This is a genomic window from uncultured Mobiluncus sp. (genome assembly GCF_947087965.1).
In the GTDB taxonomy this organism is placed as follows: domain Bacteria; phylum Actinomycetota; class Actinomycetes; order Actinomycetales; family Actinomycetaceae; genus Mobiluncus.
The window spans coordinates 57169-74147 of sequence record NZ_CAMUES010000009.1; the positions used below are offsets into that span (position 1 = coordinate 57169).

The window sequence follows — 16979 nt, forward strand, 5'->3', positions numbered from 1 at the left end:
GATGGAATCGTGAAGAAAAAAACCTCCCTCCCTGAGGCTGCTTTAGCCCAACATGCTGACCTGGTGGACCAAATCGAGGCGGCACGCACGGACTACTACGACGAAACTCCAGAAACCGGCGTGACCCGGCTGAGTGATGCGGAATATGACGCCCTGTTCGTACAACTCCAGCTGTTGGAGGCGGCCTATCCCGGTCTGGTGACCCCGGACTCGCCAACGCAAACGGTCGGGGGTGGCGGGCAAACGGCTAGCTCGGAGGGGTTCCCCCCGCATCGCCACCTGCAACAGATGGGGTCTATCGATGACGTTTTCTCTTACGCGGAGGTTGACGCGTGGTGGGCGCGGGTGGAAAAGAGCCTCGAGAGCCAGGATTTCTCGGTTTCTGCCGAGGTCAAGGTGGATGGGGTGGCGATGAGTTTGACCTACCTTCACGGTACGCTCGCGGTCGGGGCTACGCGCGGGGACGGCTTTACCGGCGAGGACGTGACTGAAAACGTGAAAACCATCGCGACCGTGCCGGTGCGGCTCGATGGTGAAAAAGTGCCGGAACTGGTGGAAATTCGCGGCGAAGTGTACTTGCCGTTGGCGGATTTTGCCGCTCTGAATGCGGCCCGCGAACAGGACGGAGAAAAACTGTTTGCCAATCCGCGCAACGCGGCCACCGGCTCTTTGAAACAAAAAGATCCCGCCCAAGCCGCTAAACGTCCCCTCGCGTTTTTAGCCCACGGGGTCGGGGAAGTGCGTTGGGCTAGCCCCGGTGCAGTGGCGCAGCTGGAGACCCAAGAGGACTTTTATGAGCTATTGGAGTCGTGGGGTTTGCATTCCGTGCGGGAGACTCCAGCCAGCTTGGGGCTGCCTTTGGCAGGAATGCACTCCCTGGCTGAGGTCCATGCGGTTTTAGACCAGATGACGGCGCATCGCCACGATTTTGCCCACCAGATTGACGGCGTGGTGCTGAAAGTCGACAGCTTTGCGCAACGGGACGCCCTGGGGTCGACGGCGCGGGCGCCGCGGTGGGCGTGCGCCTACAAGTTCCCTCCCGAAGAGGTCCACACCCGTTTGCTGGGTATAGAGGTGCAGGTGGGGCGGACCGGACGAGTCACACCTTTCGGGGTAATGGAGCGGGTCTTGGTTGACGGCTCCTACGTTTCGCGCGCCACGCTGCATAACGCCAAAGAAGTGGCCCGCAAAGACGTGCGGCCCGGCGACACTGTCGTGTTGCGTAAAGCGGGGGACATTATCCCCGAAATTTTAGGGCCGGTAATGTCCCTTAGACCAGCGAGCCTGCCCCAATGGGTGATGCCCGACACCTGCCCCTCCTGCGGGACCAGGCTCGGAGCGCAAAAGGAAGGTGACATTGATCTGCGCTGTCCCAATCAGTCGGGGTGCCCGGCACAAATCACCGAGAGGCTCATTCACGTGGGTTCGCGCAACGCCTTGGATATTGAAGGCTTGGGGGAGGAAGGCGCTCTAGCGCTGACCCAACCGGAGTTCGGGCGCGGCGATGTGGCCGCTGCTCTCGCGGCGGGGGGTCGTTGTGAGCTGGAGGACGGAACCATTATCGCTGTTCAGCCTGGTCAGGGACTCGGCCTCGAAGCCATCGAGGATCTCTTGCCGCCCGTTCAGTCCCCGGTCCTGACTTCGGAGGCGGGTTTGTTTGCCTTGCAGCCTGAGGATTTGCGTGACGTGATGGTGTGGCGCGAGATGCCGGGCACGTCCGGTCGGGATTGGCAACAGGTTCGGTTCTTTTGGGCGAAACCGAAACCATTGCCGAAAGCCGCTCAGGAGGCTACCGGGCAGCGTCTCGGGCCTCCCGTGGCTGGGAAAGTCGTCCAGACGTTTTTTGAACAGCTACAAGCCGCGAAGTCAAAAGAACTATGGCGGGTTCTGGTGGCCCTGTCCATTCGGCATCTGGGTCCGGTCGCGGCTCGGACCATAGCCCGACAGTTTGCCACGATGTCGGCTATCCGAGCCGCTAGCGTGGAACAGCTCGGTGAAGTTGAGGGAGTTGGCGAGGTCATCGCCGCCTCTATCCACGACTGGTTCACAGTGCCGTGGCATCAAGAAATCGTGGATGCTTGGGAAGCCGCGGGAGTTGGGGCAGTCAGCCAATCCGAAGCGGCGAGCGGAACCGCTCTGGCTGGTGGGGGTCTGGCGCCAACCCTGGCCGGCCTGACCGTGGTCATCACCGGAAACGTCCCCGGCTACACTCGTGAATCCGCCCAGTTAGCGGTAGAAGCCCGCGGAGGGAAAGCGGCCGGTTCGGTATCGAAAAAAACCGACTTGGTCGTGGCCGGTGCCGGCGCGGGGTCAAAACTGGCCAAAGCCCAGGCACTAGGCATTCCCGTCATCGAATCTGCTGACTTCAACGCCCTGCTGGAAAAGGGCTTGTCGCGAACCTAAGCCAGTCCTGTGATGGGCGGCAGTCCGGGGTCGAGGCGTGGACAGCTTGGTTCTGAGTGCGGGGCGAGCTGCGGGTTGCCCCCGGCGGATTGCTGACGTGTGGGCGAAATCCCAGAATACCCAGCTCTACAAAACCGAGCCGAGCGGGCGTAACAGACGCTCAATAACCCGATTGACTACGGGTCGTTCCTCCCACTGCTCCAGGGTGAGCTGCCGAGCGTTAGTGAGGTCATTGAGGAACACTTGTTCCATCTGGTCGGCCAGGTCGGTGGAAAAAATCTCCATATTAATTTCATAGTTGCCGGTCATGGACAGGCGGTCGATGTTTGCGGTTCCAATCGTGGTCCAGCATCCGTCGGCGGTCGCCGTCTTGGCGTGGACCATAGCCTCCTGGTAGAGCCAGATTTCCACCCCGGCTTCCAGCATCGGGGAATAATATGAGCGAGCCACCCAGTCAGCCGCGATATGGTTGGAAGTTTCCGGCATCAGCACTTTAATATCCACTCCGCGCCACGCTGCCGCAATGAGTTCATCCAAAATATCCTGGTCGGGGATGAAGTAAGCCTGAGTAATCCAAAACCTCTTTTGAGCCTTGTTTAACGCTTTGATATACAGGCCGCGGACGGGGAACAGCAAACGGTTAGGTTCGTTGCGTGCTACTTCGATTTCAGGAATCCACTGGCGGGACATAAATTGGGGCAGCTTAGGCAGGTGCCGGGTTTTATGGGCGTTCCAAAAATCGGTGAAGGCGTCGGTCAGTTTCCACACCGACGGGCCGTTGACACGCAGGTGGGTATCGCGCCACTGGGTCGCATAGAGCGAACCGATATTGTACCCACCAATAAACCCGACCTTATTGTCAACGGTGAGGAGTTTGCGGTGGTCGCGCCCGGTGGAACGTAGCGAGAGAAAGAACGAACGAAACAGTCCGAAACGCAGAACGTGCAGGTTACGCAGATGAGGGAAACGGGTCATGGCGGAGGGAATATTGATGTTGCCAAAAGCGTCCCAGATAATGAAGACCTCGACCCCGCGCTTCGCCGCATCAATCAAAGCCTCTTTGAACAAATGCCCGATTTCGTCATTCTTCCAGATGAAAGTTTCAAAGAAGACGTGAGATTGCGCCGAACGGATGGCTTGCAGCATCGCGGTGTATACCTCAATCCCCGAGGTGTAGACCTGCATCTTGTTCTCGTCGAAACTGATTTCGGGAAGTTGGGTAATCGGAAAAGGCTTGACAGTGGACTGGCGCCAGGTTCTCAGAGTATCGATAACGACTGTTATCGCCCCGGCTATGAGCTCAAACAGCAGAAACCCACCAAAAAATCGTGCCAACACTTTGGGTAGTTCCTGAGGGGTCTTTACAGCCAGTTCAGAAAGCTGGGTAAAGAAACGGGCAATTTGGCGGAATGCCTCGCCGCGGGGCTTGGCATTGCTTTGCTTAAGAATTTCTTGCATTGGGTTTTTCGTTTGTTTCCTCATGCCGACATTCCTTCCACACTAGAAGTTTAGAGGATAAACCCAACAAAAACAGAAGGGAGAACAGTTATCATGGGGGCGAAGCATTCGTTAGCGTGTATTGATGAGGACAAAGTTATGCTCCACGTGCGTCTCACCTCCTGTAGAATCGCGGTGTCGATAGCCGTTGTCTTAACGTTTGGTTTAGCATTGACGTCTGTTGCTCAGCCATCGACGAGTTATGCCGGAACAAATCTCGAGTTAACCCGGATTGCTGGCAACTCAAGGATTGAAACTGCAGCCAAAGTAGCCCAGCATTTTTGGCCTAGTCCAAATGTAGTTTTTGTGGCTAGATATGATGTGGCTGCTGATGCTCTAGCTGCTGGTTCTTTAGATGAGGGTCCTATTTTGTTGGCTCGTCCCGATGGCATAGGCAATGACGCCTCTCTGGAGTATCTGCGTTCCAAGCATCCTTCCCAGGTTATTGCGCTCGGGGGACAAGGCGCCGTCCCGGAAACCGTGTTGCAGGAATTTGCGCAAGCAGCTGCAGGAGCATCGACTGCGCGAATCCAAGGGGAAAATCGTCAGGAAACCTCCTTAGAAATCGCCAAACGTTCCGCACAGGGAAAGTGTCCTACAGAGATTTATCTCGCCGGTGCGTTTGGATCGGATGGCCAAGGTTCTCCCGACGCAGTTGCAGCCGGAGCACTGTCCAATCCGCTGCTGTTGGTTTCCGAATCCTCAGGCCTAACCGCAAACCAACGCCAATATGTTGATAGTTGCGTTGCTCAAGGTACTCAAGTTGCTCAGCTTGGGGGCAGGAATTTGCATTATCCTGCTGCTTTTTCTCTGGATGGAGCAAATCGCTATGAAACGGCCGCGGCTATTTCCGGCTATGCGCAGTCTTCAAGAGTTTGGCAGCCTATGCTTTCCGCCTTTGGTTACGGCGTTTCGGGGGCAAACAAGGGCGAAGCTCCCTCTCGGATCAGAGTCATTGTAGCCAGGGGAGACAATTTCGCAGATGCTATAGTGGCGGGTTCGGTGCCTTTTGCCTCTATCTTGCTGACCAACAGTCAAACTCTTGCCGAAGCTGCCGGAGGAATGCTTCTGGGAAACAGTGCCAATAGTACTGTTTATATTTTTGGAGGCGAAGGGGCAGTAGCTGCCTCGGTGGAACAGGAAATCATCTCTGCTTTGCAAGGAAACTGGATTCCCTGGCGTCTTCGCCCCACCATCAGCGAACCGGAGAAGTGTCCCGTTACAAAACCGGAATGGGAGTCTCAAGGGCTGCAACACGTTGCTCTAGTCGGGTTGCGCTGCGTGTCTCGAGACATTGGTGGGTTCCGGTGGATTTCCGGCAAGCGCGGTAATCCAAATACGGATTCGGGTGATCATCCTCGCGGATTGGCCATAGATTTGCCTATTGCCGGGGCTGGTCCCTGGTCAAGTCAAGCCGCCATAGATTACGGGAACCGTATCGTGTCGTATTTCACAGCCAACGGAGAGCTACTGCACGTCAAATACATCATCTTCCGGAACACGATTTATCAGGCTTCAGGGTTTGAAGGCGAACTGATGAAAGAACCGGAACTGGCCACCAATGTTACGCAAGATCACTTTGACCATGTGCACATTAGTTTCTTTGACCCCGCGGAACTGGAAATGATGGAACAACCCTGAGCAAATAGGGTTAAGCGCCGCGCTGCGTTTTTCGCTAGACTCAGTAATATGTCGACTATTGATGCTGATGAAGTGAGGCGCGTCGCTGGCTTGGCCCGAATTGCGCTGACCGAGGAAGAAATCCACAAATTCGCCGCTGAACTGGATGTAATTACCCAGGCGGTAGCGAAAGTCAACGAGGTAGCGAAACCGGATATTCCGGCGACGTCGCACCCAATTCCGCTTACGAACGTGTGGCGTGAGGACGAGGTGGGTCAATGCCTCGACCACGATGAGGTACTTCAGGCCGCCCCGCAGCCAGACCGCGGTATGTTCGGCGTGCCCAAGATTATCGGGGAGGAGTAACTTATGAGTAACACAGAACTTTACCTGTTGTCTGCCCACGATTTGGCCGCGAAGCTGGCTGCGAAAGAAGTCACCAGCGAGGAACTGGTGCGAGTGTTTGCCGACCGGATTGAACACCTCGATAAGGACATTCACGCTTTCCTCTTCGTCGATGTGGACGGGGCGCTGCAAACCGCTAAACGGGTGGACGCGGACCGCGCCGCTGGCAAGAAACTGCATCCTTTTGCGGGCGTGCCGATTGCAATCAAAGACAACATGGTGCAGCGTGGCAAGCCCACCACCTGCGCTTCAAAAATCTTGGAAGGCTGGCTGCCACCCTATGACGCCACCATCGTGCTAAAGCTCCAGGAAGCGGGACTGCCCATCCTGGGAAAAACCAACATGGACGAGTTCGCCATGGGATCGTCTACTGAGCACTCGGCTTTCGGCCCGACCCGCAACCCGTGGGATTTGGAGCGGATTCCGGGCGGATCAGGCGGCGGCTCGGCGGCCGCGGTGGGAGCTTTTATGGTGCCGTGGGCGCTGGGTTCGGACACGGGTGGTTCTATCCGCCAGCCTGGAGCTGTCACCGGTACCGTGGGCGCGAAACCGACCTATGGGGCGGTTTCCCGTTACGGTTTGATTGCGATGGGTTCCTCCCTGGACCAGATTGGCCCGGTTACTCGTGATGTGCGCGATGCGGCGGCGCTGCAGATGATTATTGGGGGACACGATCCGCTGGATTCCACGTCTTTGGACGAGCCAGTACCGGATATCACCGGAGCATTGGCCGACATTGGCACAGATGCATCCGGTCTGCGTGTCGGGGTCGTCAAGCAACTGCAAGGCGAAGGTTACCAGGCTGGAGTGTTGCAGCGTTTCCAGCAGGCTGTGGAGCGTCTACAAAAGGCGGGGGCGAACGTAGTCGAAGTGGATTGCCCCTCCTTTGAGTACGCTTTGGCGGCCTATTACCTGATTATGCCGGCAGAAGTGTCGTCTAACCTGGCTCGTTTCGATGGGGTACGTTACGGTCTGCGGGTGTTGCCGCAGGATGGTGAAGTCACCACCGAACGCATGATGGCGGCGACTCGTGAGGCGGGCTTTGGAGATGAAGTGAAGCGCCGCATTATTTTGGGTACTCACGTTTTGTCAGCAGGCTACTATGACGCTTACTACGGTTCGGCGCAAAAGGTACGTACGCTGCTGCAGCGCGACCTGGCGGCAGCTTTTGAACAGTGTGATGTGCTGCTGACTCCCACCGCTCCGACCACCGCTTTCAAGTTTGGCGACAAGCTCGACGATCCGATGAGTATGTACCTCAACGATGTAGCGACTATTCCCGCCAACTTGGCTGGGATTCCCGGTATTTCGATTCCTGCCGGGGTGGCCGCGGAAGATGGTCTGCCCGTAGGGGTACAGATTCTCGCTCCCGCCCGTGGAGACGTCACCATGTATGAGGTGGCAGCCCGCATGGAAGCCCAACTGGCAGAGTCTAGTGAGCCGATGCCGCCCTGCCCGGCCGCGGCATGGAAGGAGAGCGCAAAATGAGCGACAAATTGATGAGTTACGAAAAGGCTACTGAACGCTTCGATCCGGTTTTGGGGTTGGAGGTTCACGTTGAGCTGGGCACGAAAACCAAGATGTTCGACGCGGCGCCCAATACTTTCGGGGGCGAACCGAACACAAACATCACCCCGGTTTCCCTGGGGTTGCCCGGATGCTTGCCGGTGGTCAACAAGCGTGCCGTGGAGTACGCGATTCGGATTGGTCTGGCGCTGAACTGCCAAATCGCCGAATACTGCCGGTTTGCGCGGAAGAACTATTTCTATCCCGACCTGACTAAGGCTTTCCAAACCTCCCAGTATGATGAGCCAATCTGTTATGACGGCTGGCTCGATGTCGAGTTGGAGGACGGTACCGTGTACCGAGTGGAAATCGAGCGTGCCCACATGGAGGAAGACGCCGGCAAGAACACGCATATTGGTGGAGAGGACGGCCGTATCCAAGGTGCGGATCACTCCCTGGTGGATTACAACCGCGCCGGGGTGCCACTGGTAGAAATCGTCACCAAACCCATCATCGGGACCGGGAATCGTGCCCCCGAGGTCGCCGCCGCTTATGTGCGCAGCTTGCGGGATATTTTCCGGGCTATCGGGGTTAGTGAAGCCCGGATGGAGCGCGGCAATGTCCGCGCTGACGTGAACGTGTCCTTGCGCAATAAACCGGAGGATCCGATGGGGACCCGCACGGAAACCAAGAACGTGAACTCCTTTAGAGGGATTGAGAAAACCGTGCGTTACGAAATGCGTCGCCAGGCGGCAATCCTTGCCGAGGGCGGCAAAATCGTCCAGGAAACCCGCCACTACCACGCAGCGGACGGGACGACCTCTTCGGGTCGTGAGAAATCCGATGCCGAGGATTACCGTTACTTCCCTGAACCGGATCTGGTACCTGTGGCGCCGGGCCGGGAGTGGGTGGAGGAAATCCGCCAGAGTCTGCCTGAGCTTCCTGCCGTGAGGCGCAAGCGCCTGCAGGGTGTGTGGGGATTCACTGACATCGAAATGCGCGACATTGTCAACGCCGGCGCGGTGGACCTCATTGAAGAAACGGTTTCAGCCGGAACCGACGCGGGCGGGGCTCGCAAGTGGTGGATGGGCGAAATCGCGCGTTTGGCCAAAGGCGAGGAAAAAGACCTGGAGGAAATGCCGATTACTCCCGCCCAGGTGGCCGAACTGCAACGCCTGGTTGAAGACGGCAAGATTAACGACAAGTTGGCGAAGCAGGTTATCGCCGGTGTTCTGGCCGGAGAGGGTAATCCTGGCGAGGTCGTGAAAGCGCGCGGCTTGGAGGTCGTTTCTGACACGGGCGCTTTGGAAACTGCCGTCAAGCAGGCGATTGCGGACAACCCGGATGTCGTCGAAAAGATTAAAGGTGGCAAGATGGCGGCTATCGGCGCGCTGATGGGCCCGGTTATGAAGGCTACTCGCGGTCAAGCCGATGCGGGAACGGTAAAGTCCCTGATTATGGCCGAACTTGGGTTGTAAACCGGTCTGATTTCCGGCTTAAATGTTTTGTTCCCGAACCGAAAGGTCCGGGAACAAAACATTTTTAGAGCTTACTTCTGGGTTTATTTGACGTAGTTCTCGCCCGTGCCGTAGTGCTCAATCACGTAGTCGAGGTCCTTGTCCCCGCGGCCTGACAGGTTCACCAGGATAGATCCCGTCTTGCCTTTGCGGGCTTCCTTGATGGCATAAGCCAGGGCGTGGGAGCTCTCGATGGCGGGGATGATGCCTTCCCAGCGGGAGAGCATGAACAGGGCTTCAATAGCTTCCTCGTCTCGAATGGTCACGTAGTTAACGCGTTCCATATCATGCAGCAGGGAGTGTTCGGGGCCAACCGAGGGATAGTCCAGGCCGGAAGCGTTGGAATAGACCGGCGCGGGATTTCCCTTTTCGTCCGCGAGCATAATCGAATTGAATCCGTGCATTACGCCTTCGCCACCATAGGTAATGGAGGCCGCGTGATCGCCCAAAGCCGTGCCCCGCCCTTGTGGCTCGACCCCAAAAATCTCGACCGGGTCAGCCAGGAACGGCACAAACATCCCAATCGCGTTGGAACCGCCCCCTACACAGGCCATCACCTTGTCCGGCAAGTGCCCGGTCTGCTCCATAAACTGGGCACGTGCCTCCACGCCAACGACCTCCTGGAAATCCCTGACCATGACCGGGAAGGGGTGGGGGCCGGCGGCAGTGCCGATGCAATAGATGGCATCGTGATATTCCTCGGAGTAAGCCATGAAGGCGGCGTCCACGGCCTCTTTCAGGGTTTTAAGCCCGAAGCTGACGGGGACGACGCGTGCGCCCAGTACCTTCATGCGCGCCACGTTCGGAGCTTGCTTGGCGATGTCGACCTCACCCATGTAGATGTCGCATTCCAGGCCGAAGTAGGCGGCGGCGGTGGCGAGGGCCACGCCGTGCTGCCCCGCTCCGGTTTCCGCGATGAGCTTCTTTTTCCCCATGTATTTAGCCAATAGGCCTTCGCCCATGCAGTGATTGAGCTTGTGCGCCCCGGTATGGTTCAGATCCTCGCGTTTGAGATAGATCTGGGTACGTCCCAGTTTCTGGCTCAGACGCTGGCAGTGGTACACCGGGGTGGGACGGCCTTGGAAATCCTTGCGGATGCGACGTAACTCCGCAATGAACTGGGCAGATTGGGCAATAGTGTTATAGGCTTCCGCGTACTCGTCAAAGGCCTTGACCAGCTCCGGGTCCTGCAGGTAGTTGCCGCCGTATTTGCCGAAGTATCCCTTTTCGTCGGGGTATTCCTTGAGGTAGTTGTCAAAATCGCGGTACTTATTCATCTCTTCCTCCAAAGTTTTCGCAATTCCATACTGAAACCGATTTGGTCCGATTTGGACCGGTCACAAGATAAAGGTACGCATTTTTTCCCCGCAAGTACAGGAGTGTCCACTATTCGAGCAAATTCATCTCAAATAATGAATCCATGCCTGTCAGCGTTGGGGAAGGGGGTCTCCTGCGGTGAATCCAGGTATTGACAGCAGAATCGTCTTTAGGTTAAATCTACTTTGCTTAATCGGCTTGAATTAGAATCGCTAAGTTTATTTAAAAATATCTATATATGCTTTTTGATATAAGCAATTCGTACGTTTCCATATACATGAAAGCCTGTGACCTGGGTAAACGCGGGTATTTATAGTAGGGGTTTACAAGGTTGAAAAAATAGTTGACAGTCGTAATTAAGAAATTATTCGTCTGTAGTTACTTATTACGAAAGGATCAAAGATATGAGTACTCAACCAGTAGTTAGCGATTGTGAAGTATCCGATTGCTCTTACAACCACGATGGCTGCCAAGCCACCGCCATGACTATGGGCACCAAGGGCTGCTCAACCTTCATTGCCTTGCCGCAGGTCGGAGGACTCGGTAAGCAAGCCGCAGTTGGGGCTTGCCAGAAATCTGACTGCAGCTTCAATGAACACTTGGAATGCCAGGCGCCTTCCGTCAAAGTTGGTGGAAAGACCGGCGAGTGCCTCACCTATCACCAGGCTGCTTAGGCTTACCACCTATAAATCCATAAACCTGTGTGCGCGACCAGATGACGGTTCGCGCGCACAGCTGTTTTTAGGCCTTGATTATTTTCAATGATTGGTATCACCGTGAGCAAAGTGGGGCTACATTAGAATTTCAGTCATGTGTGAAATTCTTGATTTGCGTTCTCTGGCTGCGCGCGAACTCCCGGCTTTGTGTGAATTCGGCATGAAATCAAAGGTTCCTGCCGGATTCGGTTACCTTGGCCCTGAAGGTGCGGTCATGCCCGAAATGGGAGCTCAACTGTGGATTAACTGCCGAATGACACATATGTTTTCGCTGTTTGCCCTGGCGGGAATCCATCCCGAACAATCCCGCGAACTGGCCGCGCACGGGATTCACGCACTGCGGGAATACTTTGTGGACCGGGAATATGGTGGCTGGTTTTCGTGGATTGACACGGAACTTGATGCGTTGGGGCAGTCTCGCCCCGATCTTGAGAAAGGCCCCCGTAAGGAAGCCTATGCTCATGCCTTCGTAATTATTGCGGCCAGCTCAGCCACTGTCGCGGAAATTCCCGGAGCCCGCGAACTGCTGGACGAAGCCAGACGTATCCAGGATGCTTACTGGTGGGACGAATCAGCGGGGAGAGCTCGAGAATCTTACGCTAGGGACTGGACAGAGCTCGAAGATTACCGCGGTGCGAACGCGAATATGCACACTTTGGAGTCGTGCCTGGCAGCTTTCGATGCGACTGCAGACACCGAATATCTGCGGCGGGGTGCGTCCATTGCCACGAAAATTATTAATGAGTCCGCGAGGGAATACGACTGGAGAATCCCCGAACATTACACCAGTAACTGGCGTATAGACCCTGATTACAACCGCGATAAGCCGAATGATCCTTTCCGTCCGTGGGGAGCCACGCCGGGTCACGGTTTTGAGTGGGCACGTCTGATCTTGCAGCTCCAGGGCGCAGCCGAGGCTGCTGGGTTAGATTTGAATTTGGATTGGGTTCACGAGGCCGCAGCGGGACTTTACCGTACCGCGCTGGCGGCGTGGGGTAGCGATGGCGCCGATGGGATTCCCTACACGACAGACTTCGAGGGTCGCCCGGTTTCCTCCCAGCGGATGCACTGGGTCATTTGCGAAGCTATCGGGGTAAGCCTGGTGATTTCAAAGCTCGCCGCTCGCTTCAGTTCAGATTCCCAACTTCCGCAGTTGGCCCAGCAGTGGGCTGACAAGTTTTGTGTTTACGCGCAAGACAAATTCATTCAACATCCAGGACAATGGTCCCATGAACTTGATGTGAATAATCAGCCCGCCTGCGTCACCTGGGTTGGAAAAGCGGACATTTACCATGCGGGACAAGCAATGTTCTTGGTTAACCTGCCGGCACAACCAGGGTTTGCCGCGGCGTTGAGACATTCAAAATCCGCATGAAATAGGCTCAGAAATACTTGAAATATCAAAGATATCTGAGAATTGATACCGATTACACAAATAGGTAGACTTTCGTTCGGTTTGTGAATGTATTCACGCAAGAACTCGGTGTAATTGGCCAGACAGTGAAGTCTAGGAGCAGAAGTGAACGAATCTAAGGATGTAGGCAACATTTTAGAGATGCGCCACATCACCAAGGAATTCCCCGGTGTCAAAGCGCTTGATGATGTTAATTTCCAGGTCAAACAGGGCACTATCCACTCCCTGTGCGGTGAAAACGGTGCCGGTAAATCTACCCTGATGAAAGTGCTGTCTGGAGTATGGCCCCATGGAACCTATCAGGGGGACATCGTCTACCAAGGTGAGGTTCGCCGTTTTAAGAACATCCGAGAGTCGGAAGCGGCCGGGATTGGTATCATCCACCAGGAACTCGCACTGATTCCTGAACTCTCAATTGCCGAAAATATTTTCTTGGGCAACGAAATTAAGCAGGGCGTAGGCATAGATTGGTTCCAGACTAGAAAACGCGCCGTGGAATTACTTCGGGAAGTGGGTCTCGACGATGACCCGGATACCCCCATCAAAGAGATTGGGGTGGGAAAGCAGCAGCTGGTGGAGATAGCCAAGGCTCTGTCCAAGAACGTGAAACTATTGATCCTTGATGAGCCGACTTCCGCACTGAACGAGGAAGAATCGGCCCATTTGTTGGACCTGATGCGCCAGCAGCGTCAAAGCGGTATCAGCCAGATTATGATTTCTCACAAACTCAATGAAATCGCTGCTATTTCTGACGCGATTACCGTGATACGTGACGGAAAAACGATTGAGACTATGGAAGTTAAAGACGGCAACGTCGACGAGGACCGCATCATTCACTCCATGGTGGGTCGGCCTCTGGACAATCGTTTCCCCGACCGTGATCCGCATATTGGCGAAGTGCTGTTTGAGATTAGAGACTGGAGAGTGTATCACCCGGTCAATACCGAGCGGCTCATCTGTAAAAACTCGAATATCCAGGTACGCAGTGGAGAAGTCGTGGGCCTGGCGGGGTTGATGGGTTCGGGGCGTACCGAGCTGGCACGTTCAGTTTTTGGCCATTCCTATGGAATTTTTGAGTCTGGTCAAACGTTCATGGAGGGTAAAGAAATCTTTATGAGGTCGGTTCCAGCCGCTATTGAAGCCGGACTGGCCTATCTTCCGGAGGACCGAAAGGTGCAGGGGCTAAACCTTCTGGATGACATCAAAGGTGAAGTTATCTCTGCGAAACTAAAGAAAGCTACCGGCAGCACACTCGCGATTGATTGGCACACAGTCCGTCAGACGGCTGAGGAGTATCGCCAGAACTTGCGTATCAAGAGCCCTTCAATCGATAACCTCATATCGTCACTTTCTGGTGGAAATATGCAAAAGGTCGTGCTTGCTAAATGGATGTACACCGACCCGAAGGTATTGATTCTGGATGAGCCGACACGTGGGATTGATGTGGGCGCCAAATTTGAGATTTACACGCTCATCGGCAAACTTGCTGCTGCTGGAATCGGTGTCATCGTGATTTCTTCAGAACTTCCGGAGCTACTGGGCATTACAGACCGTATCTATACGATTTTTGAAGGAAAAGTCACCGGTGTATTCGATACGAAAGATGCCGACCAAGAGTCGCTCATGCGTCTCATGAACCCCACAACTTCTAAATCCGGCAGTGCTGCCGCCTAACAGGGAGGAAAATTACCAATGCCAGCATTGAAACAACTACTAGGCGGCAACCTGCGCCAATTGGCTATGGTTATCGTCTTGATTCTGGAAATTCTTTTATTCCAGTTCCTGACGGGCGGTACCGTTCTTTCCGCTCAAAACTTGCAAAACGTCCTTTCTGGAAACACCTACGTGCTGATTCTGGCGATGGGCATGGTGCTGGTGATTATCGCTGGGCACATCGACCTGTCAGTTGGTTCGGTGGCGGCCGTAATCGGCATTGTACTGGCGAAGGTCACGTCTGAGCAGTCCGGAGCGGGATTGCCTTGGTGGCTTGGCATCGGTGTCGCGCTGATTGTGGGTGTGATTATCGGTAGCTGGCATGGATTCTGGGTTGCCATCGTGGGGGTTCCCGCCTTCGTTGTGACCTTGGGCGGTATGTTGCTGTTCCGCGGGATGAACCAGTTTATTGGCAAGTCCCTGTCGATTCCTGTTCCGGATCAGGTGAAATTCATCGGTGCCGGCTATATGAATTGGCTGCCGCCTATAGCCATAGGTAATTGGATAATTAACTCGGAAACCATCATCTTAGCCATGATTGCCGCTCTCCTGATGGTGTTCATGCGCACCCGCAAGCGTGTCCGTCTGGCGAAGGCTGGAGCAGAACTGCCCGCTAGCTGGATTTTTGTGGTTCAGGTGGTCTTTACTTGCATTATTATCCTGCTGTTTGGATGGATTTTTGCGACTGGACGACCGGGAACTTCCCTGCCTATCTCTGGCATTATCGTGATTTTGCTGTTCCTGTTCTACAACTTCCTGTCCCGCAACACTCCTCTTGGGCGAGGCATCTACGCCGTGGGCGGTAACCGCGTGGCCGCGGCATTAACCGGTATCTCGGTGAGGAAAGTGAACTTCTTTGTAATGTTCAACTCCTCGGTCCTGGCAGCTATCGCGTCGGTGTGCTTCGTGGGACGTTCCGGAGCATCTACGCCGTTTGATGGCAACTTATGGGAGCTTGATGCCATCGCCTCCGTATTTATCGGTGGCGCTTCAGTCTGGGGCGGCATTGGTACTTTGGGTGGCACCATGGTGGGTGCTTTGGTGATGGCTTTCCTGAACAACGGTTTGCAGCTGCTTGGCGTGGGCACAGACTGGACTCAGATGATTAAAGGTTTGGTTCTGCTTCTTGCCGTAGCCTTTGACGTACTGTCAAAGAAGCAGGGCAAACCTTCGATTATTGGCCTATTCAGTGCCACTCGCAAACGTAACCAAGCATCGTCCGACACGGCGCTTGTGCCTGAAAATGACTCGAAAAAAGAATCGCCTGAGCAGGAAGCGAAGGCCTAGTTAGTCACAAAGAACTTGGGCAACTGCCCAAACCTGGGGCACCAGGACTCGACACAAAAGTGAGGTAACCATGCAAATAATCAAGAGAATCGCCGTTCTTGGCGCCGCTGGCGCATTAGCGTTCGCACTGTCAGGCTGCGCAGGCAATGCCGGCAACGCTGATAAGTCCGGAGACGACGCCGGGGCAAGCAGCTCGACTGGTCTGGATTTGGGCATCTCTATGCCTCAAAAGACCTCTGAGAACTGGGTAGAAGCCGAGAAGTACTTCAACGACCTGTGCAAGAGCGAGGGCCTGAAGTGCTCGGTTCAATTCGCGAACAATGGTGTTTCTGAACAGCAGAACCAGATTGATACGATGCTCACCAATGGAGCGAAGGCTCTAATCATTGGCGCTATTGACGGCACCTCCTTAGGTAATCAGGTGCAGAAGGCTGCCGATGCTGGCGTACCCGTCATTGCTTACGACCGCCTGTTGATGGCAACTGAGAACGTCGACTACTACGTTGCTTACGATAACTTTGGCGTGGGCGTGAAGCAGGGCGAGGCTTTGCTGAAAGGCTTGGAAGCCAAGAAGCCTGGCGGCCCGTGGACCATCGAAGTGGTAGCGGGTTCCAACGATGACTCGAACTCGGCCAAGTTCTTTGACGGAGCCATGTCCGTATTGCAGCCGGAGATTGATGCCGGTAAGGTCACGATTGGTTCTGGTCAGAACACCCAAGCTCAGGCTGCTACCCAAGGCTGGGATCCCAAGAACGCGCAGAGCCGTATGGACGCCATCCTGGCTCAGAATTACCCCGGCGACAAGGTTCCGGACGGTATCCTCTCCCCGAATGACACTCTGGCTCGCGCTGTCCTGTCCTCTTGCGAACAGGCTGGCAAGACCCTCCCGGTCGTGACCGGTCAGGACTCCGAGATTGAGTCTCTGAAGTGGATCATGCAGGGTAAGCAGTACTCCACCATTTCCAAGCCGACCAAGCCGCTGGTGGAAAGCGTTGTGGCTTTGGCCCAGAAGCTCTTGAAGGGCGAAAAGGACGTGAAGGACCTTAACGGCATCGCTGTGGATGACAAGCAGTACGACAACACTAAGAAGGTTGTCCCGGCCTTCCTGTTGCCTCCGGTGGTGGCAACGAAGGACAACGCTGCGGAAGTTTACAAGGACGAGCCCACAAAGTTGGAAGCGGTTAACTCTGTGAAGTAGTCCTTTAGCATAGGATTTTGGCCTGCTAGACCGAGATTCCTACTCTATGTAGATTTGGCTGCGGTCCCGTCGTATCCGGCGGGGCCGCAGCTGTTTAATGACTGTCTGTCCTGCGTGCCAACATTCTTGGTGCAGCCGGCACTGCAAGGCAAGTGGCACTATCTGTGCGAACATCTATGGTATGTTATTATCCGACACGCCCGGGATGTGCAAATAGGGACTCAGATTTGCATCCTCCGAAAGTGACGTGTATAGTTTTATCTGTTGCGCACTTTTGCGGTGAGCAACGCCCCGATTGTTGAAATCTCGGTGAAAACTGGGATGGATCGGTGAGTGGGTTTGTTGGTTTTGATCTCGATAGCGTTTTGTTTTTTGTTTACGCGTTT

General features: G+C 55.1%; 13 protein-coding genes. 10 read left to right on the forward strand and 3 right to left on the reverse strand.

Annotation, left to right across the window (positions count from 1 at the left end; translation table 11 throughout):
* The first annotated feature begins 6 nt into the window (after positions 1-6).
* On the forward strand, positions 7-2403 hold the full coding sequence (gene ligA, locus Q0V70_RS09185) for an NAD-dependent DNA ligase LigA (RefSeq protein WP_297591058.1): 2397 nt from the start codon (positions 7-9) through the stop codon (positions 2401-2403).
* Positions 2404-2529: 126 nt separating this feature from the next.
* Here the strand turns inward: ligA and Q0V70_RS09190 are convergent, their stop codons facing one another.
* Entirely contained in the window at positions 2530-3885 is a 1356-nt protein-coding gene (locus tag Q0V70_RS09190) for a phosphatidylserine/phosphatidylglycerophosphate/cardiolipin synthase family protein (RefSeq protein ID WP_297591041.1), read from the reverse strand.
* 114 nt (positions 3886-3999) lie between these two features.
* Here Q0V70_RS09190 and Q0V70_RS09195 point away from each other — a divergent pair, with 114 nt between their 5' ends.
* The 4 genes from Q0V70_RS09195 to gatB are packed head-to-tail and all read left to right on the forward strand — an operon-like array spanning position 4000 to position 8909.
* Positions 4000-5541 (forward strand): cell wall-binding repeat-containing protein, encoded by a 1542-nt coding sequence (locus Q0V70_RS09195; RefSeq protein WP_297591061.1) that lies wholly within the window; start codon positions 4000-4002, stop codon positions 5539-5541.
* 48 nt (positions 5542-5589) lie between these two features.
* Complete coding sequence (gene gatC / locus Q0V70_RS09200; protein WP_282921785.1) at positions 5590-5886, forward strand: Asp-tRNA(Asn)/Glu-tRNA(Gln) amidotransferase subunit GatC; 297 nt, start codon at positions 5590-5592, stop codon at positions 5884-5886.
* Between the two features lie 3 nt (positions 5887-5889).
* Positions 5890-7413 (forward strand): Asp-tRNA(Asn)/Glu-tRNA(Gln) amidotransferase subunit GatA, encoded by a 1524-nt coding sequence (gene gatA, locus Q0V70_RS09205; RefSeq protein WP_297591043.1) that lies wholly within the window; start codon positions 5890-5892, stop codon positions 7411-7413.
* Positions 7410-8909, forward strand: a complete 1500-nt coding sequence (gene gatB, locus Q0V70_RS09210; RefSeq protein ID WP_297591046.1) for an Asp-tRNA(Asn)/Glu-tRNA(Gln) amidotransferase subunit GatB — start codon at positions 7410-7412, stop codon at positions 8907-8909. The genes gatA and gatB overlap by 4 nt, the downstream gene beginning before the upstream one ends.
* Positions 8910-8992: 83 nt before the next feature.
* Here gatB and trpB read toward each other — a convergent pair whose 3' ends face one another.
* Complete coding sequence (gene trpB / locus Q0V70_RS09215; protein ID WP_282921782.1) at positions 8993-10225, reverse strand: tryptophan synthase subunit beta; 1233 nt, start codon at positions 10223-10225, stop codon at positions 8993-8995.
* A gap of 444 nt (positions 10226-10669) precedes the next feature.
* Here trpB and Q0V70_RS09220 point away from each other — a divergent pair, with 444 nt between their 5' ends.
* From Q0V70_RS09220 to Q0V70_RS09240, 5 genes are all read left to right on the forward strand, one after another.
* Positions 10670-10939 (forward strand): DUF1540 domain-containing protein, encoded by a 270-nt coding sequence (locus Q0V70_RS09220; protein WP_282921781.1) that lies wholly within the window; start codon positions 10670-10672, stop codon positions 10937-10939.
* 136 nt (positions 10940-11075) lie between these two features.
* Positions 11076-12356, forward strand: coding sequence for an AGE family epimerase/isomerase (locus Q0V70_RS09225; RefSeq protein ID WP_297591050.1), 1281 nt, complete (start codon positions 11076-11078; stop codon positions 12354-12356).
* A 180-nt stretch (positions 12357-12536) separates the two neighbouring features.
* Positions 12537-14069, forward strand: a complete 1533-nt coding sequence (locus Q0V70_RS09230) for an ATP-binding cassette domain-containing protein (RefSeq protein WP_297591064.1) — start codon at positions 12537-12539, stop codon at positions 14067-14069.
* Positions 14070-14087: 18 nt separating this feature from the next.
* Positions 14088-15395, forward strand: coding sequence for a sugar ABC transporter permease (locus tag Q0V70_RS09235; protein ID WP_297591052.1), 1308 nt, complete (start codon positions 14088-14090; stop codon positions 15393-15395).
* Positions 15396-15465: 70 nt separating this feature from the next.
* Positions 15466-16593: a sugar-binding protein gene (locus Q0V70_RS09240; RefSeq protein WP_295027381.1), complete on the forward strand. Its 1128-nt coding sequence runs from the start codon at positions 15466-15468 to the stop codon at positions 16591-16593.
* Between the two features lie 174 nt (positions 16594-16767).
* On the opposite strand, the gene Q0V70_RS09245 is transcribed toward Q0V70_RS09240, so the two are convergent.
* The coding region (locus tag Q0V70_RS09245; RefSeq protein WP_297591054.1) for a hypothetical protein at positions 16768-16979 on the reverse strand (212 nt) is incomplete at its 5' end.